Below are 23424 nucleotides of genomic sequence, written 5' to 3'. Positions count from 1 at the left end.
GATCCGGGCGGTGCCGCGTCGTCCGGTCCGCGCGGGGTGGGGAGCATGGTCGCCATGGCCGAGCACGCAGTGGTCCTCCCGCCCGCCGCGCCGTCGCTGGCCGGCGACGGCGGGGGCCTCACCGATCTCGCGGCGTTCCCGGTCCTGCGCCCGGTCACTCCGCGCTACTCCGACCTCGGTGGCGACCGGCGGGTCACGACGGTGGCGCTCACCCGCTGGCTCGAGGAGGCGCGGGTGCAGGCCGAGCTGCCGCGCTTCCGGGCGCTCGTCGCGGACGGCGGCGGTCGCTTCCGGATCGTGCTCGCCGCGCAGCGTCTCCGCGCCCTCACGCCGGTCGCGCGCGGGGACGGGTACCGGATCGGGCTCGGCGTCCGGCGCATCGGCGGGTCCTCGTTCTCCTACGGCTACGGGGTGTTCGCCGGCGACCGCTGCGTCGCCGTGGGCGACTCGGTGACCGTGGTGGCCACCAGGTCGGGCCCGAGCGAGCTCCCGGACGAGCTGCGCGCCGACCTCGCGTCGATGGTGATCGACGAGCCGGGCGGGGCCGGCGCCCCGCGCCCGGAGCCGGCCCGCCGCGACCGGAGCCGCTACCCGACCGTGCACCGGCTGACCTCGCGCATCGGCGACGTCGACACCAACCGGCACGTCAACAACGTCGCGATCCTGTCCTGGTACGCCGACGCGGTCGCGGCCTGGCAGTCCGGGCGACTCGGCGACCCCGACGGCGGGCCGCCCGAGGAGCTGGCGGCGACCGCGTGGGAGGTGCAGTACGTCGACGAGGTCGCCCACCCGCGGACCTACGACGTCGTGCTCGCCGTCGACGCCGCGGCGGACGGCCTGCACTACCGGGCCGGTCTGTTCTCCGGCGAGCGGTGCGTGGGGCTCGCCGACGGCTTCGGCGCCGCCGGGCCGCTGGACCCGACCGGCGCCGGGCTCCGGCCGTGATGAGGACGCCGACGACGACGCCGCGCGAGGCGGAGACGGTGGTGCGGTCCGGGGCGCGGTGGGGCGTGGCCGCCGTGGTCCTGGCGCTCCTGGTCATCGGGGCCATGCACCTGGTGGGCCCGTCGTCGGCGGTCGACCCCGTCCGCCGGACGATCAGCGAGTACGCGCTCCTGCCGGGCGGCTGGCTCTTCGACGTCGCGGTGGTCGTCCTCGCGCTCGGCTCGGCGGGCGTGCTCGCGGCCCTGGTCGCCGCGCGTCTGACGCCCGCCCGCTCGCTGCCGTCGGTGCTGGTCGGCGCGTGGTGCGTCGGCCTGCTGCTCGTCGTCGCGTTCGAGAAGACGAACTGGTCGATCGGGCCGAGCGTCTCGGGCTACATCCACCGGTACGCGAGCCTCGTGGCGTTCATCGCCCTGCCGCTCGGCGCCCTGCTGCTCGCCCGGCGCCACCGTGGCGATCCGGCCGCCCGGCCCTTCCGGCTCGGCGTGCGGTGGGGATCCTGGCTCGCGCTCGCGTCGTTCCTGCCGATCGTCGGGGCCATCGCCCTGCGCGGCGCCATCGGCCTCCCGTGGTGGCGCGCGGTGCCGCTGGGCCTGCTCGAGCGGGGACTCGCCCTGGCCGAGGTGCTGGTCGTCGCCCTGCTCGGGCTCTGGGCGCTGGCGCACGCCCGGCGGTCCGTGGTCGCCCGGCCCGAGTAGCCGTACCGTCCCGCGAGGTGTGGGACGACAGCCTCGACCGGGCCCGGCGGTTCGCGGGGGAGTGGCTGGCCTCGCTGCCCGAGCGTCCGGTCGGGGTCCCGGTCGACGCCGCCGCGATGCGCGCCCGCCTCGACGGGCCCCTGCCGCCCGAGGGTCTGCCGGCCACGCAGGTGCTCGACGAGCTCGCCGCCGCTCTCGAACCCGGCCTCGTGGCGACCGGGGGACCGCGGTACTTCGGGTTCGTCACCGGCGGCGCGCTGCCCGCGGCGCTCGGCGCGGACTGGATGGTCTCGGCGACCGACCAGAACGTCGCCGCCGCGGTGATGTCGCCCGCCGCGGCCGCGGTCGAGGCGGTGACGACGCGGTGGGTGCTCGACCTGCTCGGGCTCCCGCCCGACGCGGCGATCGGGTTCGTCACCGGCGCCCAGATGGCGAACGTGTCGTGCCTGGCCGCGGCCCGCCACGCCCTGCTCGACGCGCAGGGGTGGGACGTCGGCGCCGACGGGCTGGCCGGGGCGCCGGTGCCGACCGTGCTGGTCGGGGCCAAGGTCCACTCCACGGTGCTGCAGGCCCTGCGGCTGCTCGGGTTCGGGTCGGACCGGGCGCTCCGGGTGCCGGCCGACGACCAGGGCCGGATGCGCCCCGATCTGCTGCGCGACCTCCTCGCCTCCGTCGACGGCTCGGTGCTCGTCTGCGCCCAGGCCGGCCAGGTCGACACCGGGGCGTGCGACCCGCTCGAGGCCGTCGCCGACGTCGTGCACGCCCGCGAGCAGGCGTGGCTGCACGTCGACGGCGCGTTCGGGCTGTGGGCCGCGGCCGCGCCGTCGCGTCGGCACCTCGTCACCGGCGTCGAGCGCGCCGACTCATGGGCCGTCGACGCCCACAAGTGGCTCAACGTCCCCTACGACTCGGGGATGGCGATCGTCCGCGACCCGACGGCGCTGACCCGGGCGCTGAGCCTCTCCGCCGCCTACCTGACGGTGGACGCCCGGGACCCGTCGGGCCGGACCCCGGAGAGCTCGCGGCGCCACCGCGCGCTCCCGATCTACGCGGCGGTGCGCAGCCTCGGGCGCCGAGGCGTCGCCGACCTCGTCGAACGGTGCTGCGCCCTCGCCCGGCAGGCCGCCGAGGAGCTGGGACACCATCCCGGCGTCGAGGTCCTCGCCGAGGTCGAGCTCAACCAGGTGCTGTTCCGCCCCCGCGACGTCGACCCCGGCGAGCTCTCCGGGGCGGTCGCCCGCGACGGCACCTGCTGGGTCGGCACCACCGTCTGGGCCGACCGCCCGGCCGTCCGCTTCTCGGTGTCGAACTGGTCGACGACGCCCGGGGACATCAGCCGGTCGGTCGCCGCGATCACGGCGCTGATCGACCGGGCCTGAGCCCCGCGCTACTCCTCCAGGTTCGCCGCGCACAGGGCGAGCAGCTCGGTCAGCGTCGCCACCTCGCGGGCGGACAGGCCGGCGAGCATCCGCTGCTCCACCTCGGCCATCACGGTCTCGGCGGCGGCGAGCTGCTGCCGGCCGGCGTCGGTGAGCGCCATCGGCCGGGCCCGCCCGCGCCCCGGCTCGCCGGGGGTGACGGACCCCGCCGTACGGAGCGCGCCCAGGACGTCGGCGAGCGACTGCCGGGTGACGAAGCACCGTCGCGCCACCGCCGCGGACGAGGCCCCGGGCAGGTCGGCGAGCGCGCGGAGCACCGCGTACTGGCTCACGGAGAGCCCGATGTCGCGCAGCGCGCCGTCGCCGGCGTGGCGCAGGGCCTGCTGCACCTGCTTGACCCGGTACCCGGGCCGGTCGTCGACCGGGGCTTGACTCATGTCAGGAACCTTACACACAATGGAGGAGTTCGTCAGGAACCTGACACACAAACGGAGGACCCCATGGCCACGTCGACGATCGACCCCGATGCCACCGCGATCGCGCTCATCAACGTCTTCACCGTCGACCCCTCCCGCCAGGACGAGCTCGTCGCCCTGCTGGACAAGGCGACCGAGGACGTCATGCGCCACCGGCGCGGGTTCGTCTCCGCGAACCTCCACGCGAGCCTGGACGGCACCCACGTCGCCAACTACGCGCAGTGGGAGACCGAGGAGGCCTACCGGGCGATGCTCGAGGACCCGGTGTGCCGGGAGCACATGGGTCGGGCCCTCGAGCTGGCGTCCTGCGAGCCGTCGCTGTACCGCGTCGCGTCGGTGCACCACGCCTGACCAGGCCCTCGTCAGACCGGGGCGAGCTCGCGCTCGGGCTCGGCGCCCACCGCCGGGACGTGGCGCAGCGAGACGGCGGCGAGCACGGCCACGCCGACCAGCAGTGCCGCGCACACCGCGGCGACGACGCCGAGCGCCCCGGTGAACGCTTCCCGGGCGGCGGCGAGCACCGTCTCGTCGCCGAGGGCGTGGGCGCCGGCGAGGCTGTCGCGGGCCTGCGCGGGGACGTCGGCCGGGACGAGCAGCCGGTACACGGCGACGGCCAGGCTGCCGATGCCCGCGAGCCCGGCCGCCATCCCGAGCTCCTGCCCGGTCTCCGAGAGCGCCGAGGCGGATCCCGCCTGCTCGGGGGGCGCCGAGCCGATCACCAGGCCGACCCCCAGCCCGCCCGGCAGGCCCATGCCCGCCAGGGCGACGGTGAACGCGACGACCAGCCACACCGTGCCGTGCCCGGCCGCGAGCGCCACGGCACCGAGCCCGACCGCGGCCAGCGCCAGGCCGCCGGCCATCACGGCGGCGGGACGCACCCGGGTCGCGAGCTTCGGCCCGGCGAGCACCCCGAGCAGCATCGCGACCGTGCCCGGCACCGTCGCGAGGCCCGCGGCGAGCGGGGACAGGTCGGCCACCAGCTGCAGGTACTGCGTGACGACGAGGAACACGCCGCCCATGACCACGCCGCCGAGCAGCATGGTCAGCAGCGCCCCGCGCAGCGCCGGCCGCGTGAACAGGGCGAGATCGAGCAGCGGGCGGGGGAGACGCCGCTGCCGGACGACGAACGCGACGCCCGCGACGACGCCGACGACCAGCGCGGCCACCGTGGGGACGTCGACGATCCCGCGGGCCAGCTCCTTCACTCCGTAGACCAGGGGCAGCAGCGCGAGCAGGGACAGCCCGACCGAGAGCGGGTCGAGCCGCGCCCCCTGGGTGTGAGCGCGCCCGCGCCCGGCGGGCAGCAGGCGCGGCCCGACCGCGAGCAGCAGCACCATCACCGCGACACCGGGCAGGAACACCGAGCCCCACCAGAAGTGGGCGAGCAGCAGCCCGCCGACCGCGGGTCCGAGCGCGCCGCCGGCCATGATCGCCGAGAACACGACGGCCACGGCGGAGCCCTGGGCGCGCGGGTCCGGGAACAGCTCGGTGACCAGGGCCAGCGCCGACGGCATGAGCGTCGCGCCGGCGATCCCGAGCGCGGCGCGCGCGGCGATGAGCAGCTCCGGGGTGGGCGCGAACGCCGCGGCCAGCGACGCCGCCCCGAACGCGGCCGCCCCCACGAGCAGGAGCCGGCGCCGTCCGACGCGGTCGCCGAGCGTCCCCATGGTCACGAGGAAGCCGGCGACGAGGAACCCGTAGACGTCGGTGATCCACAGCTGCTGGGCGGCGTCCGCACCGAGCTGCTCGGAGAGCTGGGGGAGGGCGACCAGCAGGACCGACAGGTCGAGCGCGACGAGCAGGGCGGGCAGGGTGAGGACCGCGAGCGCGAGCCGCGCGCGGGCGGGTGAGGGGGTCATCGCAGCGCCTCCGTCCAGGCGGTCCAGAGGGGCTGTTCGCGCTCGGCGACCCGGGCGGCGTCGGTGCCCGGCGCGTCGAACACCGTGAGGTGGACGCCGACGCCGGTGTCGGCGCCGTACGTCGCGAGGTCGGCGACGCCCGGGCCGGGGGAGTCCACGAGCAGGACGACGTCGCAGCGGTGCTCGCCGGGGGAGAGGACCTCGACCGTGCCCGCGAGCGAGGGCGTGCCCGTGAGGACGACGCGATCGCCGACCATCGCCCCGTCCAGACCGACGGTTCGGAGCAGGGCGTCGAACGCGGCGCGCGGGGGACCGGCGACCCTCGTCCCGGACTCGACGACGGCCGGACGCCGCCCCGCGAAGTGCGCGAGGTAGAGGCGCAGCGTCTCCAGGGCGACGCCCATGCCCTCGCGCAGCGCGTCGATCTCGTCGTCCCAGTCGTCGCCCGGCCCGAAGCCGCTCATGACCATGCGCACCACGCAGGTGCCCTCGTCGCGGGCGGCGACCAGCCACTCGGTGGCGAGGGTCGTCGACTGCCCGCCGGTGGACCACGGCGCCTCCGTGGCGAAGCGGTGCGGGGCGTCGTAGGCGGTGACGGTGCCCTGGGGCTCCTGCTCGGCCGCCTCGGCGGACCCGCCCATGTCGAAGCCGAAGGCGCCGCCGACGTGCTCGTCGACGCGGGTCGGGTGCAGCCAGGAGCTGATGCCGGGTCCGGTGGCGATCGCGTCCCAGACCTGCTCGGGGGTGCCCGGCACGGTGACCTCGAGGTCGACGGTGCGGGGGTCCTGGTCGGTCACGAGGGGTCCTCCTCGGATTCAGGGGTGGGGGCCGGGGTCGGATGGACGCCGACGACGAGTCGGTGGGGTCGCCCGGCCGGGTCGTGGTAGCGGGCGGCGAGGTCGCGCACCGCGGCGCCGAGCTCGTCGGCGAAGGCCGCTCGCTCGGCGGGCGAGGCGAACGCGATCTCGGTGTCGAGGGCGAGGGTCGCGAGGCGCTTGTCCTCGCGGTCGGCCCGGCGGGCGAGGTCGCCGACCTCGCCGACGATCCGGCCCGCGAGGGCGAGCAGGTAGCGGGCGGAGAGGCGGTCGGAGACCTTGGCGGGGTCGGTGGCCGCCGCCCCGAGCGCGGCCGGCGAGATCAGGTACGACGCCGCGGTCGCCTCGACCATCCGCTCGGTGAGCCCGCGCCGCGGACGCTGCCCCACCTCGCGGACCAGGCCGTGGGCCTCCAGCGTGCGCAGGTGGTAGTTGACCTTCTGGCGGGTCAGGCCGACCTGCCCGGCCAGGGTCGAGGCCGAGCCGGGCTCGGCGAGCGCGGCCAACAGGCGCGCGCGCAGCGGGTCGAGGGCCGCGGCGGCGGCGGCCGGTTCGTCGATCACGTCCACGTCGAGCACGGACCCACCAGAACATTGACAAAAGATTTTGTCAATACGACTCGGGTCGTACAGTGTCGTCGTGGCACGCACCCGACGGCACGACGCGGACGCCGGGGGACCGGCGGAGATCGTCGAGGCGAAGCACGCCGTCCGCCAGCGCGTGTGGGACGCCCTGCGCGACGGGAAGATCGCGCGGTTCCCGGGGGCGCACGGCCGCATCCCGAACTTCGTCGGCGCCGAGGCGGCCGCGGAGCGACTGCGGGAGACCGACGTCTGGAAGCAGGCCCGCACGCTGAAGTGCAACCCGGACTCCGCGCAGTGGCCCGTGCGCCAGCGCGCGCTCGAGGACGGCAAGACCGTCTACATGGCGGTGCCGCGCCTCGCCGAGGAAGCGCCGTTCTTCCTGCTCGACCCCGACGACCTCGACGACACCCCGCGCAAGGCGTCGTCCATCAAGGGCGCCTCGCGGTCGGGGCGCACGGTGGCCATCGAGGACCTCGAGCCGGTCGACCTCGTCGTCACCGGGTGCGTGGCCGTCGCCGAGGACGGCGCGCGCCTGGGCAAGGGCGGCGGGTTCTCCGACCTCGAGTTCGCCGTCGCCGGCGAGGCCGGGCTCGTCGCGCCGGACACCCCGGTGGTGACGACGGTGCACGAGCAGCAGGTCGTCGCGACGGGGGAGATCCCCGTGACCGACCACGACGTGCGCCTCGACCTGCTCGTCACGCCCGACCGCGTCGTCACCTGCACCCGGGAGGTGCGCCACCCCGGCCGCATCGACTGGGACGAGCTCACCGAGGAGAAGATCGCGGCGATCCCGCTGCTGCGGCGCCTGCGACCGTCCTGACGAGCTCGCCGGTTCGATCTCTCGGGAGTGCCGTCAGAGCTCGTGCGGCGGGGCCGAGGGCCGCTCAGCCGCCGATCCCGAGCACGGCGAGCCGGGCCTCGTCGAGGCAGGTCACGCGGGCGGTCGAGTTGGCGGGCGGGGCCATGACGACGCTCGTCGGCGAGCTGCAGACCGGGACGGTCGCGGTGGTGCGCGAGGTCGCGGTGTCCACCACCGACACCGTGCCGTCCCGGACGTTCGCGGTGTAGAGGTGGCGGCCGTCGGCGGCGTAGCTGACGTACTGCGGGCCCGCGCCGACCACCGTCGTCGCCACCACCTGGTCGGTGGCCGTGTCGACGATCGACACGGAGGCGTCGTCGTAGTTCGCGACCGCGACCCGCGCGCCGTCGGGGGAGGGGGCGAGCGCGTGCGGGCTGACGCCGACGGGGACCGTCGCGAGCGTCGCGCCGGTGCCCGCGTCCATCACGGTGACGAGGTCGGACTCGTGGTTGGCGACGTAGGCGCGGTCGGCGCTGAACGCCACCCAGTGCGGGTTGGCGGCCACCGGGAGGCGCCCGGTGATCGTGTTGGTCGTGGTGTCGAGGAGGTCGATCGTCGCGTCGTCGTGGCTCGGCACCCACACCGTGCGGCCGTCCGGCGCGGCGGCGAGGGCGTAGGGCCGGCGGTCGACCGGGACGACGGCGACCACGGCGCGGGTGGCGGTGTCCACCACCTGCACCACGTTGACCGCGTCGTCGTCGGTGTAGGCGCTGATGTAGGCACGGGCGCCGTCGACCGAGAAGGCGATGAAGCGCGGGGGAGCGGCGGGCACCGGGATCGTGTCGATCGCCGCCCCTGCGGCCAGGTCGACCACCGTGACCACCCGGGGGTCGCGGTTCGCGACGTAGGCGACGCGCCCACCCGGCGCCACGGTCATCGACCCCGGCGTGGCCGGCGTCGGGACCGAGCCGACCACCTCGGCCGTCCCGCTGCTCGCCGACGCCACGACGGCGCCGGCCGGGGCGCCGACGGCCCCGGTGCCGGGATCGTCCCCGCCCCGGAGCGCCACGAGCAGCACGGCGAGCAGCGCCAGGACGACGACGGCGGAGCCCGCGAGGACGACGATCGTCTGCAGGCGCGGGCGCCCGGACTGCGCGGGGCCGTCGCCCGGATCGCCTCCGCGTGCCGGGTCCGGGACCGGCGCGGGCGGCGGGGACTGCTGCTCGGTGGGTGGGTCAGCCGGTGGGTCAGCCACCTGGCCGGTCGGCGGGTCGTCGCCGGCCTCCACCTCGGGGCGGGTGCTCCGCGGTGTGACCACGGTGGCCCGCTCCGTGGTGGGGACGGCGCGCGGGGGCACGGTCGCCGTGCCGCCCAGCGCCGCGCGCGCCGCGTCGCCGAGCTCACCGGTGGTCGCGTAGCGGTCCGCGGGGTCCTTGGCCATCGCGGTCACGACGACCTCGTCCAGGGCGTCGGGGAGCCCCGGGACGGCGGCGCTGGGACGCGGGGGATCGAGGTGCACGTGGGCGTACATGAGCGCCGGGGCCTCGGAACCCTCGAAGGGCGTCCGTCCGGTCAGGCACTGGTAGAGCAGGCACCCGAGGGCGTACACGTCGACGCCCGTGTCGATCGGCCCGTTGGTGAACCGCTCGGGGGCCATGTAGTCGATCGTGCCGACGGTGGAGCCCGACATCGTCAGACCGAACGCCGTCTGGCCCACGGAGTGCGCGATGCCGAAGTCCATGACGTAGACGAAGTCGCGATCGGTGATCAGCACGTTGGACGGCTTGACGTCCCGGTGGATCAGCCCGTCGCCGTGCGCGGCGTCGAGCGCCTCCGCGATCTGGCCCACCAGGTGGACCGCGCGCTCCGGGGGCAGGGCGCCCTCCTCGCGCAGCAGGGTCGCGACGGTGCGCCCGCTGTCGACCAGCCGCATGTCGATGTAGAGGCGGGAGTCGATCTCCCCGAAGTCGTGGATCGGGATGATGTGCGGATCGCGGAGCCGGGCGGCCACGCGGGACTCGCGGCGGAAGCGCTCCTGGAACTCGGCGCTGCCGCTGAACAGCGGGGGGAGCAGCTTGAGGGCGACGACACGGTCCCGCTCCGTGTCGACCGCCTGGTAGACGTCACCCATCCCGCCGGAGCCGATGAGACGCTCGAGGCGGTACCGCCCGAACTCGCTGCCGTCCACCCGTGAGTGCCCCCTCGACGCCCGGTGCGGATGGGGCTGGATCGTAACGATCAATCGGGCACGAGGGGATGGGTCGCCGCGTCGGCTCTCTCCTGTCGAAATGACATAATGTCGATTATCGGATCGGGCTGGTGATGCGGGAGGGCCGGCCGCTCCGGGTGGTCGCCACCATCAGGGCCACCGTGCCCGCCGTCAGGGCCAGGGACCGCACGAGGTTCGCGTCGAGGAGGCTCGCGATCGTCGCCTCGTCCTGGCCGATCCTGTCGAGCCGGTCGTGCCTCGGGATCGCCCACGCGACCGTCGACACCAGCGACACGAGCCCGCTGCCCGCGACGACGCCCGCCAGCCCGCGCGGCACGTCGACCGGCCGGGTCCACGGGAACGCCGCGCACGCGAGGAACGACAGGAACCCGGGCACGATGACGACGAGCGGGATCGCCTCGTTGTACTGCGCGTGGTACGCGAGGAAGTCCTCGGGCGGCACGGCACGGAACAGTGGATAGGACACCGCCTGGGCCTGCCAGCCGACGCCCGTGGAGTACGCCGTCAGGGCCGTGAGGGCCACCAGGTGGGGTCGGCGCCAGTCGGCCCTGGTGCCGACTCCCCCGATGATCCGGGGACGGATGGTTCTCGTGTCGGTCATCGCGGTCCTCCCGCTCTTTGGTTAGAGTGATACTAACTCGATTTGGGCGGGAGTCAAACGAAATGTCGGCACGACGTCGGTACGACGCCTCCGGGCGCGAGCGCCGCGCCGCCCTGACGCGCCAGCAGATCGCCCTGACCGCCGTCGAGCAGTTCGTGGCGCAGGGCTACGCCACGACGTCGGTGGCCTCGGTGGCGAAGGCCGCGGGGGTGTCGGCGCAGACGGTCTACAACGGGTTCGGGACGAAGGCCGCGCTGCTCAAAGAGGGCTACGACCTCGTCCTCGCCGGCGACGCGCAGGACGTCCCGCTGGCCGAGCGGCCCGAGGTGCGGGCGCTGTACGCCGATCCCGACCCGGCCGCGTTCCTGCGGGGCTACGCGCGGCTCGGACGCGCGCTGCTGGACCGCCTCGGGCCGCTGGCGCTGCAGATCGGCGCGGGCGCGCTCTCCGGGGACCCGGACCTCGTGGCCCTGCGGGCGACCACCGACCAGGAGCGCCTGATCGGCACCGGCATGGTCGTGGGGCGCGTGGTCGAGCTCGGGGCCCTCTCCCCCGGCCTCGACGAGGACGTCGCGCGGGACCGCCTGTGGACACTCAACAGCGCCGAGGTCTGGCATCTCCTCACCGGCGCGCGGGGCTGGACCGGCGAGCAGTACGAGGACTGGGTCGGCGACGCCATGTGCGAAGCCGCGCTGGCGCCCGACCGTCGCCGTCCCGCTCCGTGATCGAGATCCGCTCGTCGGAGCCAAACGACCGGTGACGGCGCGCACTCGACGCATCGCACGCGACCGATCGGCCGCTGACCGGTTCGTGGCGCCGCCGACCGCGCGCCTCCTTCACAGCTCGCGGCGCATCGAGCACGGTGAGGACACGACCGGATCGCGTGACGGACTCTGTATCTCCGTAGAGTGATCGCCGGTCACGCTCAGTCGACGTGGGGGGACGTGTGGGACGCGCGGCGGTGGGGGCACCGCGGAGCGGGCGGCGGTGCAGCTCGTGACCGAGGAGTCCGACGAGATCAACCGGCTGGTCGCCGCGGTGGTCGCCGGCGACAAGGCCGCGCTCAACCAGCTGCTGGTGATCCTGCGCCCCCTGGTCGTGCGCTACTGCCGCTCCCGGCTGGGCACCGAGCGTTCCGGGGTGGCCGCGGACGACGTCGCCCAGGAGGTCTGCCTGGCCGTCCTGAAGTCGCTGCCGACCTACACCGACCAGGGCAAGCCGTTCCTCGCCTTCGTCTACGGCATCGCCGCGCACAAGGTGGTCGACGCCCACCGCCACGCCGGCCGCGACCGCTCCGATCCCACCGACGACGTGCCCGAGGGCTTCACCGACGCCGCGGGCCCCGAGCAGCACGCGCTCGAGGCGTCGGCGAGCGCCGAGATGCGCGCCCTGCTCGCGCAGCTGCCGCCCAAGCAGCGCGAGATCCTGGTGCTGCGCGTGGTCGTCGGCCTGTCCGCCGAGGAGACCGCGCTGGCCGTCGGCTCGACGCCCGGCGCGGTGCGGGTCGCCCAGCACCGCGCCGTCGCCAAGCTGCGCGGCGTGCTCAACGATCCCGACGACCGGGCCGGGCCCGACGACACCCCGCCCCGCGGGATCTTCAGTACGCGGGACGCAGCGGGAAGCCGGAGCGGGCGTCGGGGCCGAGCTTGACCCCCAGCACCTGGTGCAGCTGGATGTTGTTCACGTCGAACCCGACCTGGCACGCGGGCATGTAGAGCCGCCACACCCGCGCCCGTCCCTCGCCGGCCTCCTCGACACAGGCGTCCCAGTTCTCCTCGAGGTTCGCCGACCACCCGGCGAGCGTCCGCGAGTAGTGCTCCCGCAGGTTCTCCTCGTGCCGGATCTCGAAGCCGGCGGCGTTCATCCGCGAGATCAGCCAGCCGATCGGCAGCAGCTCGCCGTCCGGGAAGACGTAGCGGTCGATGAACGGGTCGGCCGCCGCGCGGTGGTGGTGATCGGGCCGGGTGATGCAGTGGTTGAGCAGACGCCCGCCCGGCCGGAGCTTCGCGTAGAGGAACTGGAAGTACGACGAGATGTTGCGGCGCCCGATGTGCTCGGTGAGCCCGATCGAGCTGACCGCGTCGAAGTCGCCCTCGGTGACGTCGCGGTAGTCGGAGTGCCGGATCTCGACGAGGTCGCCGAGCCCCCGGCGCGCGACCTCCTTCTGCGCCCAGGTGGCCTGGTCGCGCGAGAGGGTGACGCCGAGCGCCTGCACGCCGTGGTGCTCGGCGGCGTGCATCGCCATCTGGCCCCAGCCGCACCCGACGTCGAGCAGCCGCATCCCGGGCTGGAGCGCGAGCTTCTCGGCGACCAGCGCGTGCTTGGCGAACTGCGCGTCCTCCAGGGTGGCGGTCTCCGACGGGTAGACGGCGCAGGTGTAGGCCATCGAGGGCCCCAGCACCAGCTCGTAGAAGCGGTTGGAGACGTCGTAGTGGTGCTCGATCGCGGTCGAGTCGCGGTCCTTGGAGTGCCGGCGGCCGCGCTGGCGGTGCTCCTCGGGCGGCGGCGCGACACGGTGGCGGAAGCGCAGCGGCGCCATGCGCGCCGCCATCTTCAGCAGTGTCGACGGTGTGACGTCGGAGACCGTCAGCTCGCTCATCGCGGTCAGCGCCTGGTAGAGGCTGCCCTCGACGTCGAGGTGGCCGGAGACGTAGGCCCGGGCCAGGCCCAGACTGTTGGGCGAGGCGGCGAGGTACGCGAGGGCGGTCTCGCTGCGGACGTCGACGGTGGCCACCGGCTCGGCGGCCGACGGCGTCGAGGCGCTGCCGTCGTAGGCGCGGATGGCGACGGGGGCCTCGTCCCCGAGCACCGGTCGGAACAATTCGGCGACCTGCACGTCTGTCCTCCTCAGCCCGTCACGGTCTTGGTGTAGAGGTCGGGGAGGCGACCGTCCGGGTCGTACCGCGCCTTGAGCTCGCGGTACGTCGCTCCCCCGTAGAGCGCGTCGAACTCCTCGCGCCGGTAGCTCGACGTGGAGTACAGCGACTTGTGCCCGTCGAGATCCATGAGGACCTCCTCGATGCGCCGGTTGTGGTGGTCGGGCGCCTGGCCCGGGGCGAGCTCGGCGTCCGACCAGAAGCCGACGTTGACGTAGGTGGTGCCGGGGTCCAAGGGGTAGAGCGGCCACGCACGCCCGTCACGCTGCTTCAACGGGCACAACCACACCGGGCTGATGCCGATTTCCCGATGGAAGAACTCGAGGAAACCCGGGAGCCGGTCCACCGGCACCTCGACGTCCTGGATGATCGGCTCGACCCCCGCCGCCCCGTTCCGGCGGGCGATCGCCTGCGACAGACCGAGGCGACGGTCCAGGGCGACGAGCCGGCGGTAGACGTCGGAGCGGCGGTAGCGCGAGGGCCACAGGCGCCGCACCGTCGGGTTCTGCACGCCGAGGGCCCGCGAGCACCAGAACCAGTCGGTGTCCCAGCGCCACAGGTAGTCGTGGATCGTCAGGTGGTCCGTGTCGCGTTCCTGGATGGACCGGTAGTAGATCCCCTGCCCGGTGTAGTCCGAGAGGTACGGCGCGGTGTCGACCATCTCGCCGAGCGAGAGGTAGTGCTCCTGCGGGGAGAACACGGTGCCGTCGCAGAAGTCCACCCGCTCCCCCGCCCACCGCCCGGTCGCGGTGATCTCGGCGAGCGCCGCCGCGGTCTCCTCGGCGGTGTCGAAGCGGAGGTGGCGCAGCCGCACGAACGGCCGGACCGGGGCGAGCTCGATGCGCAGGCGCAGCGCGTACCCGAGCGTGCCGTACGAGTTGGGCAGGCCGGCGAGGAGATCGGGGTGGTCGACGGTCGAGAGGATCTCGCCGGTGCCGGTGAGGACGTCGGCCTCGATCACCGACTCGTGCGGCAGGCCGTCGCGGAACGACGTCGACTCGATGCCGAGCCCGACGACGGCGCCGCCGAGCGTGATGGTCTTGAGCTGCGGGACCACGAGCGGCATCAGCCCGTGCGGGAGGGTCGCGGCGACGAGGTCCTCGTAGGTCGTCATCCCGGCCACGTCGGCGGTGCGGGCGACGGGGTCGACCGACAGCACGCGGTCCAGCCCGTCGACGGCGAGCCCCCCACGAGCACCGCCGCCGTCCCGGAAGCGGAACAGGTTCGACGTCTTCTTGCGCAGCCGCACCGGGGCGTCCGGGGGGAGCTCCGCGAGCCCCCGCCGCACGGCGTCCACGGCGTCACGATGCGCGATTCCGGCGTCCGCGCCGACGGTCATCTGGGTGCCTCCTCCCGGATCTCGCGGAGCAGCGTATGCCCGCCGTGAGCCCGAGAGCACCGGCAATCCGATGTTCCGTACGCCACCTGAGGGATGGGTGGGTCGTCGGTGGAGCGGGTTCACCCCACCAGGTCGGCGACCAGCTCGATCCCGGTGCGACCGGCCTCGCTGCGATCCGAGACGGATTCCGGCGCGCGGGTGTCGGTCCACACCGTGACGAGGAACAACCAGCGGACCACGAGATAGACGATCAGCAGGAAGCCGATCAGGGCGCCCAGCGCCGCCACCGCGGGCGAGGTGCCGATGAGGCGGAAGTACAGGCCACCGATCTGTTGCAGGACGACGAGTCCCACCGCGGCGACCGCCGCCGCCGGCAGCAACGGGCGGAGGGCACGCGTCGGGCGCGGCAGGTGGGCCAGGCACCACGCGACGACGAGCCAGTTCGCGGCGAGCCCGATCGCGATCGACCCGACCGCCAGCACCGCCCGGGCACCGAGGGTGCTGGTCAGGCCCAGGAGGTCGAGCAGCCGCCTGCCCAGGACGCCGGTGAGCGACGCCAGCGCGAACGAGACGGCCAGCGCGACGCCGATGCCCAGCAGCGCGCCGACGTCGGAGAACGCGTGGCGCAGCCGGTGCTCCGGACACGGCCGTCCCAGCAGCGCGGTCACGGCGTCGCGCAGGTGGCTGATCCAGCTCCACCCGGAGACCGCCGCGGCCGTCAGCGCGAGCACGCCGAGGGTGCCGCGCTCGGCCACGACGACGTGGACGACGTCGACGACCTCCAGGCTCACCGGCTGGGGCAGCGCCACCGCGAGGAGGCCCTCCACCCGGTCGAACACGCTCTGGCTCGAGGAGAGCACGAACCCGACCGCGGACACCGCGAGCATCAGCAGCGGCACCAGGGCGAGCACGGTGAAGAACGTGACCGCGGCGGCGAGGTGGTCGCCGTGACGGGCGCGGTAGAGCCGACGGGTCTCGCGCAGACGCCGCCACGACGGCGCCATCCGTCCGGTCATCGGCCGGCGGACCCGTGGCCGCCACCCCACCGGTGCCATCGGATCAGGCAACCACGCCCGCCCCGGGACACCGCACCGGGGTCCGCCGCCCCGTGGTCCAGGGGCCTTTCAGTGGCCGACGCCGGCGTCCCCGGTGACCGCCGCGAGGACCCGCGGGAGCGCCTCGTCGGCGAGCGCGGCCATCTCCGCGTCGGTGCGGTCCTGGATCGGGTGCGCGACGTAGACCGCCGGCACGCTCGCGAAACCCAGGGCGCGCGCCTGGGCGTCGGTGGCGGTGACGAACTCCGTGGACGCGACGAACGTGGCCGTCACGCCGTCGGCCTCGAGGGCGGCCAGGTCGTGCACACTGCACGACGTGCACGAGCCTCAATCGGCGAGGGCCTCGATCACCACGTCGCACTCGGCGGCGATCTCCGCGCGCAGGTCGGCGGGCGCGGGGCGGGTGAAGGTCGGCTTGGCGTAGCGCCGGACCGCCGCACCCCGCTCGGCGAGCAGGGTCTCCAGGCGGTCGAGGAAGACCTCGCCGCGGGGCTTCGAGATGTCGAGCAGCCCGACGGTGCGCCCGGCGAGGTCGTCGGGCCGCGGCCCGACGGTGCGCGCGGCGGGGCGTGCCTCGTCGGTGGGGTCCAGGACGATCGATGAGCTCACGGGTCCTCCTCGATGACGCGGGTGACGGGCGTGCTGCCGCCGGGGCCGCCGACCCAGCCGCCGAGGACGGCGGAGAACTTCCCCGCTCCCCCGCCGGCGACGGCGATCATCAGCCCGCCGGGCCGGAACTTCGGACGCGGCCCCAGCGGCCGGTGCAGTGGGGCCGGCATGCCCTCGTCGATGCCGTCGGCGCCGCGCGCGATCTCCTCGGGCGCCAGCAGGAGCAGCTCGTCGAGCTCGGCGTGCAGGCGGGCCCGGTCCCAGCCCGCCTCGGCGAAGACCGCGGCGTGCTCGGGGACGACGACGAGCACCGCGTCGAACCCGGGCGCGATCTTGGGGTGCCCGACGTCGCGCAGCCCCGGGCGAGCGAGCGCGCCAGCGACCCCGGCGTCCGCGAGATCTGGTCGACGACGCCCTGGGCGCCCTCGGCGGCGAACACCGTCACCGCCGAGGCCCCCGCCGGCACCCCGCGCGACACCGACAGCGGCTCCCACGGCGAGTGCTGCTCGTCCTCGGCGAAGCAGAGCCCGACCTTGCCGGGCTGGCCCAGGGTCGCGCGGTCGACCTCGCCGGGACGGCCGCCGCCGACGTTGCGGATCACCAGCTGCAGCGCGCGCCCGATCGTCGAGTTCGCCCGGGTGCCCTGCCCCAGCGCGTTGCCCCCCGTGTTCACCCCGATCCGGCGCGCGATCGGGCCGTGGACCAGGACCGCCGGTGCGGCGGCCCAGGTGGTGGCGAGCAGGCCATGGGCGTTGAACTCCTCGGCGCAGGCGGCCTCCACGGCGGCGAGCACCACGGGGAGGTACTCGGGACGGCAGCCCGCGAGGACGGCGTTGATGGCGACCTTCTCGACGGTCGCCGGCACGAGGTTCGGGGGCACGGTGGCGACGACCTCGTCGGGCGCGCGCGACGTCCCGGCCAGCATCCGCAGCACCCGCGCCGGCGTCGGCGCCACCACCGGGAGGCCGTCGGTCCAGCCGCGGTCGTAGAGCGCCTCGGCCTCGTCCTCGAGCCCGGCGAGCTCGACGCGCCGGGCGTGCAGCTCGTGCCCGCGGGTGCGCACCAGCAGCTCCTCGGCCACCGCCGGGTCGTGGGTGCGGGAGCCGCAGCCCGGCTTCCAGTCGGTGAGGTCCGCGCCGAGGTCGGCGACGCCGGACAGCTCCCGCCAGCGCGCCCGGTCCCAGCCCTCGGCGCGGTCGGTCTCGGCGCCCTCGCGGCGGCGCAGCAGCGTCGGCACCACGTCGATGCCCAGCGCGAGGCTCGCGTCGAGTCCGGTGTCGTCGACGACGGCGACGCCGTCGGGGAACGCCGGGTCGTCCTGGCTGTAGACGATGGCGTCGAGGTCCCCGAGCACCGGCGCGACCAGCTGGCAGGTCGGGCAGTCCTGCTTGACCACCACGACGAGCCCGTCGTCGGGGATCGCCGTCGTGGTCACGGCGAGGACGCTACCCAGACCGGGCGCGGTCGTGTCGAGAATCCCGCGTCGGTTCCGTCCCCGGACCGAGAGCGCGCGACCGGCGCGCCGATCCGGAGGAGCACCGACCATGCGCACGCTCGTCGTCACCGCCATCACCTCGCTCGACGGGTTCGTCGCCGGGCCCGGGGGCGATCTCGTGGGCATGCCCTTCGACGAGGGCTTCAACGTCTACGCCCTCGAGCGGATCCGTGCCGCCGGCACCCTGCTGGCCGGCCGGCAGACCTACGAGGAGTTCCGGTCCTACTGGCCCGCCGTGGCCGACGACCCGGCGCAGGACGAGCGCCAGCGGGAGATCGCCCGGGAGCACGACAGGCTGGAGAAGGTCGTCGTCTCGGACTCGCTGGTGATCGAGCCGGGCGCGCCCTGGGCCGACATCACCCGGGTCGTCCCGCGTGCCGACGCGGCGGCGACGGTCGCCGAGCTCACCGCGGGCGACGGCGGCGACGTCCTCGCGTTCGGCAGCTTCCGGACCTGGAACCCGCTCCTCGTCGCGGGTCTGGTCGACGAGCTGCACGTCCTGGTCGGTCCGGCGCTGCTCGGGGCCGGGATGCCGCTGCTGGCGGAGGCTGCGCTGAACGGAACGGGTCGTGTCCCTCTGCGGCTGCTCGAGGCCCGGCAGCTCGCCGACTCGTCGCTCGTCCTGCACCGCTACGCCGCCCAGGGCTAGGACTTGCGCGCATGCCGCCCTCCATGCACCATCCATATGGATGGCTTAAGGAGGGCATGATGGCCGGTGAGCCGGACCGTACCGAGAAGATCACCGTGAACCTCGGGCCGGTCGACCTCGGCCGGATCGACCTCCTGGTGCAGGAAGGACACTTCACCAACCGCACCGACTTCATCCGCACCGCCGTGCGCAACCAACTCACGGCGAGCGCCCCCGCGATCGAGCACACGGTCGCGCGCCGCACCCTCGTGCTCGGCACGCAGCACTTCTCCCGCCCTGAGCTGGAGGCGATGCGTGACCGGGGCGAGCAGGTGCACATCCGGGTGCTGGGGCTCGCCACCGTCGCCGACGACGTCACGCCCGAGCTCGCGCTGGCCACGATCGCCTCGGTCGAGGTGCTCGGGGCCTTCCGCGCGAGCCGGGCCGTCAAGTCGGCGCTCGGGTCCCGCACCGTCTGACCGCTGTCCCTGGAGGCACCGTGTTCCGTACCGCCAAGCTGATCCGCGACACCCTGCGCGCCGGGACGGCGATGAACGGGACGAGCGAGGCCGCGCGCCTGATGCGCTCGGGCCGGCTCATGGAGGCCACCTCCGCCCTGCAGGAGCGCCTCGGCGGCGGCCTTCCCATGAGCGGGGGCACGATGCCGGCCTTCACCATGCCGTCGAGCACGATGCCGGGCGGTTTCTCGATGCCGGGCGGCTCGATGCCCGGGCCCCGGGGCGCCGCCGGCGCCGGGACGTCCGATCGCGCGCCCGGCACCGTCACCCGCGGCTCGGCCGGCGGCCTGGCCTACCGCCTGTACGTGCCCACCGGTGCCTCCAGTGACAGGACCGCTGGCGCACCGTTGCTGGTGATGCTGCACGGCGGCACCCAGGACGCCGACGCGTTCGCCGCCTGCACCGGGATGGACGAGGCGGCCGAACGGGCCGGGGTCGTCGTCGCCTACCCCGAGCAGTCGCGCTCGGCGAACGCGATGGGCTACTGGAACTGGTTCCGCCCCGGCGACCAGGCCCGCGACGCCGGCGAGCCCGCGATGATCGCCGCCGTGACCCGCGAGGTCACCGCGCAGCACGGCGTCGACCCATCGCGGGTCGCCGTCGCCGGGTTCTCCGCGGGCGCCGCGATGGCCGCGGTGATGGCGGCGACCTACCCGGACCTGTTCTGCGGCGCAGGCGTGCACTCGGGACTCCCCCACGGCGCCGCCCGCGACGTCGGCTCGGCGTTCGCGGCGATGTCCAGCCCGCCCCGGACGGTGACGGACGCCGGTCCGGTCCCGCTGATCGTCGTGCACGGCGACGCCGACCGCACCGTCGCGGCCGGCAACGGCGAGGCCGTGGTGCGGGCGGCGCTCGCCGCGAAGGGCGCCACCGAGCACGTCCGCGAGACCGGGCGCACCGAGGCCGGGCGCGACTGGACGCGGGAGCGCTGGTCCGAGCCGGGCGGCCGGGTGCTCGCGGAGTCGTGGACGGTGCACGGCATGGGCCACGACTGGTCCGGGGGCCGCGCCGGGGAGCAGTACGCCGACCCCGCGGGTCCGGACGTCGCCGCGGCGATGTTCGCATTCTTCGGGTTCAGCGGGACCGGGGTGCACCAGGGCCGCGAGGTCGGGTAGATATCCGACATGCCCGACCTCTCCGAGTACAACGCGAAGCGGGATCCGGCGCGCACGCCGGAGCCGTTCGGAGAGGTCGGGGAGGCCCCCGCCGGGGAGCGCTTCGTCGTGCAGGAGCACCACGCGCGCCGCCTGCACTACGACGTCCGCTTCGAGCGCGACGGCGTGCTCGTGTGCTGGGCGGTGCCGCGCGGGCTGCCCGACAAGCCCGGGGCGCCCCGGCTCGCGGTGCACACCGAGGACCACCCGCTGGAGTACCTGGACTTCCACGGCGAGATCCCCGCCGGCGAGTACGGCGGCGGAGCCATGACGATCTGGGACGCCGGGCGCTACGAGGTCGAGAAGTGGTCGGACACCGAGGTCGCGGTGACGCTGCACGGCGAGCGGGTGGAGGGCCGGTTCGTCTTCTTCAAGCCGGACCGGAGCGACCACGACGAGAAGGACTGGCTCGTCCAGCGCCGGAAGTCCGACGCTCCGGCGCCCGCCCGGAACAAGGCGGCACAGTCCCCGCGGGTCGCGGTGGGCGGCCGGTCGCTGCGGCTGTCCAACCTGGACAAGGAGCTCTACCCCGACGTCCCGAAGGCGTCGGTGATCGACTACTACGCCCGGGTCGCCGACACGATCCTCCCCCACCTCGCCGGCCGGCCCCTGACGCTGCGGCGCTTCCCGGACGGCATCTCCGCCCCGTCCTTCTACGAGAAGAACGCGGGGGCCAAGGCGCCGGAGTGGCTGCGCAGCGTCGAGGTCCCCACCCCCGGCAGCAGCCGGGGCACGACGACGGCCAACTTCGTGGTGGTCGAGGAGCTCGCGACGCTGGTCTACCTCGCCAACCTCGCGGTCCTCGAGCTGCACGTGCCGCAGTGGCGCGTCGACGACGACGACGTCGTCCAGCCGCCCGACGAGCTGGTGTTCGACCTCGACCCCGGCGAGGGCACCACGGTGGTCGACTGCGCGCGCCTGGCCGAGCGCCTGCGCGACGTCCTCGCCGCCGACGGGCTCACGCCCTGCCCGAAGACCAGCGGTAGCAAGGGCATGCAGGTCAGCGCCGCGGTGCGGGTCGACGACCCGGGGCGCACGTCCGCCTACGCGAAGAACGTCGCCGAGCTCCTGGCCCGCGAGACCCCGCGCTCGGTCACCGCGATCATGGCCAAGGACCGGCGACGCGGGAAGATCTTCGTCGACTGGAGCCAGAACAACACCGCGAAGACCACCGTCGCGCCGTACTCGATGCGTGCGCGCGCGGCGAACGGCGCACCGACGGTCTCCACGCCGCTGACGTGGGACGAGGTCACCGCGGCGACCGAGGTCCGGGAGCTGACCTTCTCCCCCGCGGACGTGCTGGCGCGCATCGAGGCCCACGGCGACCTCTACGCCGCGGCGCTCGGCGAGGGCCCGGATCACACCGAGCGCCCCGACCTCCCGGAGAAGCCGTCGGCGAGCTGAGGCGCGGTCTCTCCCTCTCGATCTCTCGGCAGTGCCGTCAGCGCGGGAACTCCCACAGCACTCTCGGGACATCGAACGGGAGAGCTGCCTTCGGGCCCCTCAGCCGAGCACGCGGTTGGTGACGCGGCCGACGCCGTTCACCACACCGCCGACGGTGTCCCCGAGCCCGCCGACGATCCCGCCACCGCGGGAGCCCGAGCCGGACCCGCCGCCGCTCCCGGAACCGCCGCCGGAGCCACCCGAGCCGCCTCCGGAACCGCCGCCGGAGCCACCCGAGCCGCTGCCCGAGCTACCGCCCGAGCCCTCGTCGTCGTCGGTGTCACGGGGCGTCCGGGTCTCGCCGCTGCTGCCGCCGGCCGTGGTCTCGTCGTCGTCCTCGGCCGCGGAGGTCGTCGTGGTGCGGCGGGTGGACGGTGTCGTGGTGTCGTCGTCGCGGGCCAGCACCCGCGGGGCGACGGTGACGGTGCGCGGGGGCTCGGCGAGCGCCACGCTCGGGTCCTGCAGCGGCGGGAGCACCGAGGCGTCGGCCGGCGACCCCGGCTGCTGCGGGCCGCGGGTTCCCGTGCCGGGGGGCACGGTGCCGTCCGGGAGCGTGCCCGGGGCGACGACCGGGAAGGTGCCGACGCGCGGCAGGGCGGTGTTCTCGCCGTTGTTCGCCAGCGTCGAGACCGCCAGCAGGACCACGGCGGCGGCCGCGGCGACCGAGGCGGCGGCCAGCCCCAGCCCCGGAGACGGTGCGAGCCACCGGCAGCGACGGGGGCGGCCGCAGCGCCGCGTCGACGGTGCCGGGACCGCGGGGGCGGCGGCGAGGGCGCGAGCTCCTCGGGGGCCTCGTCGAGGCCACGGCGGGCCCAGCTCGGGAGGTCGTCGGGGACGGACCCGGACGACCACCAGGAGGGCTCACCCCCCGACCCCTTCGGCATCTGCGCTCCCCTCAGCCCAGCGTGATCGCCGAGACTACTGCATGTGCACGAACGCCTGCACGGTGACCCGGGCCGCCACCGAAACGTGTCACGGGTCACGGCACTGCGCAGCCGCCGTCCGGGGAACGAGACCCGCATCGTGTGCGGTGCGCAGGATGGCCGCCCAGCGGGCAGACTCCGCGAGCGTGACCCCGGCGCAGCACCCGTACCTGGCCGGACGGACACCGCGCGCGTTCGCGCACCGCGGCTGGCACATCGGCGAGCTCGAGGGCCTGGAGAACTCGCTGGCCGCCTTCCGCCGGGCGGTCGAGGAGGGCTACACCCACGTCGAGACCGACGTCCACGCCACCGCGGACGGCGTCCTCGTCGTGCACCACGACGCGACCCTGCGTCGCGTCGCCGGCCACCCCGGGGTGCTGCGCACGATGCCGTGGGCCGACCTCGCCGGCGTGCGGCTGCGCGGGCGCGAGCCGCTGCCACGGCTCGAGGAGGTGCTCGAGGCGCTGCCGGACACGCGGTTCAACGTCGACCTCAAGGCGCCGGGCGCCGTCGCGCCGATGCTCCGTCTGCTCGAACGCGACGACGTGGCCGAGCGGGTGGCCGTCGCCAGCATGGACGAGAGCCGCCTGCAGACCGTCCGCGCGCGGTTCGGCGACCGCGTCGTCACCGGGCTCGCGAGCCGCTCGGCGCTGCGTCTGCGCGGCCGGGCCGTGACCCCCTCGCTGCTCCGGCGCCCGCTGGACCGTGTGCTCCGGGTGCACGGCGACCTCGCGCAGTTGCCGGTGCGGCTCGGGGCCCTGACGGTGATCGACCCCGCGATGGTGGCCGCCGCGCACGCGCTCGGGATCGAGGTGCACGTCTGGACCGTCGACCGGACCTCGGAGATGCACCGCCTGCTCGACCTCGGCGTCGACGGGCTCATGACCGATCGGCCCGATCTGCTGCGCGACGTGCTCGTCACCCGCGGGGCGTGGACCGCGCCGGCCTGAGATCCGGATGGCGCGCAATTCATCGCGCATGACCCGATACCGTGTGGAGGC

24 protein-coding genes are annotated in these 23424 nt (G+C 74.8%); 12 read left to right on the top strand and 12 right to left on the bottom strand.

Annotated features, from left to right (window positions below; all coding sequences use genetic code 11):
* The first annotated feature begins 54 nt into the window (after positions 1–54).
* From ACQPYN_RS17820 to ACQPYN_RS17810, 3 genes are read left to right on the top strand one after another with little or no spacing between them, the layout of a single operon-like run.
* Positions 55–945: a hypothetical protein gene (locus ACQPYN_RS17820; RefSeq protein WP_433025456.1), complete on the top strand. Its 891-nt coding sequence runs from the start codon at positions 55–57 to the stop codon at positions 943–945.
* Positions 945–1640: a DUF998 domain-containing protein gene (locus ACQPYN_RS17815; protein ID WP_433038936.1), complete on the top strand. Its 696-nt coding sequence runs from the start codon at positions 945–947 to the stop codon at positions 1638–1640. The genes ACQPYN_RS17820 and ACQPYN_RS17815 overlap by 1 nt, the downstream gene beginning before the upstream one ends.
* Positions 1641–1657: 17 nt before the next feature.
* Positions 1658–3019, top strand: coding sequence for a pyridoxal phosphate-dependent decarboxylase family protein (locus tag ACQPYN_RS17810; protein WP_433025453.1), 1362 nt, complete (start codon positions 1658–1660; stop codon positions 3017–3019).
* Positions 3020–3027: 8 nt separating this feature from the next.
* On the opposite strand, the gene ACQPYN_RS17805 is transcribed toward ACQPYN_RS17810, so the two are convergent.
* Complete coding sequence (locus tag ACQPYN_RS17805; RefSeq protein WP_433025450.1) at positions 3028–3456, bottom strand: MarR family winged helix-turn-helix transcriptional regulator; 429 nt, start codon at positions 3454–3456, stop codon at positions 3028–3030.
* Between the two features lie 63 nt (positions 3457–3519).
* On the opposite strand from ACQPYN_RS17805, the gene ACQPYN_RS17800 reads away from it, so the two are divergent.
* On the top strand, positions 3520–3846 hold the full coding sequence (locus ACQPYN_RS17800) for an antibiotic biosynthesis monooxygenase family protein (RefSeq protein WP_433025447.1): 327 nt from the start codon (positions 3520–3522) through the stop codon (positions 3844–3846).
* Between the two features lie 11 nt (positions 3847–3857).
* On the opposite strand, the gene ACQPYN_RS17795 is transcribed toward ACQPYN_RS17800, so the two are convergent.
* The 3 genes from ACQPYN_RS17795 to ACQPYN_RS17785 are packed head-to-tail and all read right to left on the bottom strand — an operon-like array spanning position 3858 to position 6747.
* Positions 3858–5354 (bottom strand): MFS transporter, encoded by a 1497-nt coding sequence (locus ACQPYN_RS17795; protein WP_433025444.1) that lies wholly within the window; start codon positions 5352–5354, stop codon positions 3858–3860.
* Positions 5351–6151: an SRPBCC family protein gene (locus ACQPYN_RS17790; protein ID WP_433025441.1), complete on the bottom strand. Its 801-nt coding sequence runs from the start codon at positions 6149–6151 to the stop codon at positions 5351–5353. Before ACQPYN_RS17790 ends, ACQPYN_RS17795 begins: the two co-directional genes overlap by 4 nt.
* Positions 6148–6747 carry an ArsR/SmtB family transcription factor gene (locus tag ACQPYN_RS17785; protein WP_433025438.1) on the bottom strand — a complete coding sequence of 200 codons (600 nt, stop codon included), beginning with the start codon at positions 6745–6747 and terminating at the stop codon, positions 6148–6150. The genes ACQPYN_RS17790 and ACQPYN_RS17785 overlap by 4 nt, the downstream gene beginning before the upstream one ends.
* A 61-nt stretch (positions 6748–6808) precedes the next feature.
* On the opposite strand from ACQPYN_RS17785, the gene ACQPYN_RS17780 reads away from it, so the two are divergent.
* A complete protein-coding gene (locus ACQPYN_RS17780; protein WP_433025435.1) occupies positions 6809–7573 on the top strand; it encodes a 5-formyltetrahydrofolate cyclo-ligase in 765 nt (254 codons plus the stop codon).
* Positions 7574–7637: 64 nt separating this feature from the next.
* Here the strand turns inward: ACQPYN_RS17780 and ACQPYN_RS17775 are convergent, their stop codons facing one another.
* Entirely contained in the window at positions 7638–9740 is a 2103-nt protein-coding gene (locus ACQPYN_RS17775) for a protein kinase domain-containing protein (RefSeq protein ID WP_433025432.1), read from the bottom strand.
* 115 nt (positions 9741–9855) lie between these two features.
* A complete protein-coding gene (locus ACQPYN_RS17770; protein WP_433025429.1) occupies positions 9856–10383 on the bottom strand; it encodes a hypothetical protein in 528 nt (175 codons plus the stop codon).
* A 62-nt stretch (positions 10384–10445) separates the two neighbouring features.
* On the opposite strand from ACQPYN_RS17770, the gene ACQPYN_RS17765 reads away from it, so the two are divergent.
* A complete protein-coding gene (locus ACQPYN_RS17765; protein ID WP_433025426.1) occupies positions 10446–11108 on the top strand; it encodes a TetR/AcrR family transcriptional regulator in 663 nt (220 codons plus the stop codon).
* Positions 11109–11379: 271 nt separating this feature from the next.
* Positions 11380–12033, top strand: coding sequence for a sigma-70 family RNA polymerase sigma factor (locus tag ACQPYN_RS17760; RefSeq protein ID WP_433038934.1), 654 nt, complete (start codon positions 11380–11382; stop codon positions 12031–12033).
* Here ACQPYN_RS17760 and ACQPYN_RS17755 read toward each other — a convergent pair.
* From ACQPYN_RS17755 to ACQPYN_RS17735, 5 genes are all read right to left on the bottom strand, one after another.
* Positions 11981–13219 carry a class I SAM-dependent methyltransferase gene (locus tag ACQPYN_RS17755; protein WP_433025423.1) on the bottom strand — a complete coding sequence of 413 codons (1239 nt, stop codon included), beginning with the start codon at positions 13217–13219 and terminating at the stop codon, positions 11981–11983. The two genes, ACQPYN_RS17760 and ACQPYN_RS17755, sit on opposite strands and share 53 nt — an antisense overlap.
* An 11-nt stretch (positions 13220–13230) precedes the next feature.
* Complete coding sequence (locus ACQPYN_RS17750) at positions 13231–14598, bottom strand: FAD-binding oxidoreductase (protein ID WP_433025420.1); 1368 nt, start codon at positions 14596–14598, stop codon at positions 13231–13233.
* 119 nt (positions 14599–14717) lie between these two features.
* Positions 14718–15614, bottom strand: a complete 897-nt coding sequence (locus ACQPYN_RS17745; RefSeq protein WP_433025417.1) for a YihY/virulence factor BrkB family protein — start codon at positions 15612–15614, stop codon at positions 14718–14720.
* A 108-nt stretch (positions 15615–15722) separates the two neighbouring features.
* The gene (locus tag ACQPYN_RS17740; protein WP_433025414.1) at positions 15723–16262 is read right to left on the bottom strand and encodes a UGSC family (seleno)protein; all 540 of its coding nucleotides are present in this window, start codon (positions 16260–16262) and stop codon (positions 15723–15725) included.
* Between the two features lie 109 nt (positions 16263–16371).
* A complete protein-coding gene (locus tag ACQPYN_RS17735) occupies positions 16372–17697 on the bottom strand; it encodes a thioredoxin family protein (RefSeq protein WP_433025411.1) in 1326 nt (441 codons plus the stop codon).
* Positions 17698–17806: 109 nt separating this feature from the next.
* Here ACQPYN_RS17735 and ACQPYN_RS17730 point away from each other — a divergent pair, with 109 nt between their 5' ends.
* From ACQPYN_RS17730 to ligD, 4 genes are read left to right on the top strand one after another with little or no spacing between them, the layout of a single operon-like run.
* Positions 17807–18406 (top strand): dihydrofolate reductase family protein, encoded by a 600-nt coding sequence (locus ACQPYN_RS17730; protein ID WP_433025408.1) that lies wholly within the window; start codon positions 17807–17809, stop codon positions 18404–18406.
* Between the two features lie 59 nt (positions 18407–18465).
* Positions 18466–18864: a CopG family transcriptional regulator gene (locus ACQPYN_RS17725; RefSeq protein WP_433025405.1), complete on the top strand. Its 399-nt coding sequence runs from the start codon at positions 18466–18468 to the stop codon at positions 18862–18864.
* 20 nt (positions 18865–18884) lie between these two features.
* Entirely contained in the window at positions 18885–20018 is a 1134-nt protein-coding gene (locus ACQPYN_RS17720) for an extracellular catalytic domain type 1 short-chain-length polyhydroxyalkanoate depolymerase (protein ID WP_433025403.1), read from the top strand.
* A gap of 9 nt (positions 20019–20027) precedes the next feature.
* On the top strand, positions 20028–21461 hold the full coding sequence (gene ligD / locus ACQPYN_RS17715) for a non-homologous end-joining DNA ligase (protein ID WP_433025400.1): 1434 nt from the start codon (positions 20028–20030) through the stop codon (positions 21459–21461).
* Positions 21462–21560: 99 nt separating this feature from the next.
* On the opposite strand, the gene ACQPYN_RS17710 is transcribed toward ligD, so the two are convergent.
* On the bottom strand, positions 21561–22352 hold the full coding sequence (locus ACQPYN_RS17710) for a hypothetical protein (RefSeq protein WP_433025397.1): 792 nt from the start codon (positions 22350–22352) through the stop codon (positions 21561–21563).
* A 217-nt stretch (positions 22353–22569) separates the two neighbouring features.
* On the opposite strand from ACQPYN_RS17710, the gene ACQPYN_RS17705 reads away from it, so the two are divergent.
* A complete protein-coding gene (locus ACQPYN_RS17705) occupies positions 22570–23373 on the top strand; it encodes a glycerophosphodiester phosphodiesterase family protein (RefSeq protein ID WP_433025394.1) in 804 nt (267 codons plus the stop codon).
* The last annotated feature ends 51 nt before the right edge of the window (positions 23374–23424 follow it).

It is taken from the genome of Actinomycetospora sp. CA-053990 (assembly GCF_050948445.1).
Classification (GTDB): domain Bacteria; phylum Actinomycetota; class Actinomycetes; order Mycobacteriales; family Pseudonocardiaceae; genus Actinomycetospora; species Actinomycetospora callitridis.
Note: the sequence above shows the minus strand (reverse complement) of the source record. Positions and strands in the feature narration are given on the sequence as shown.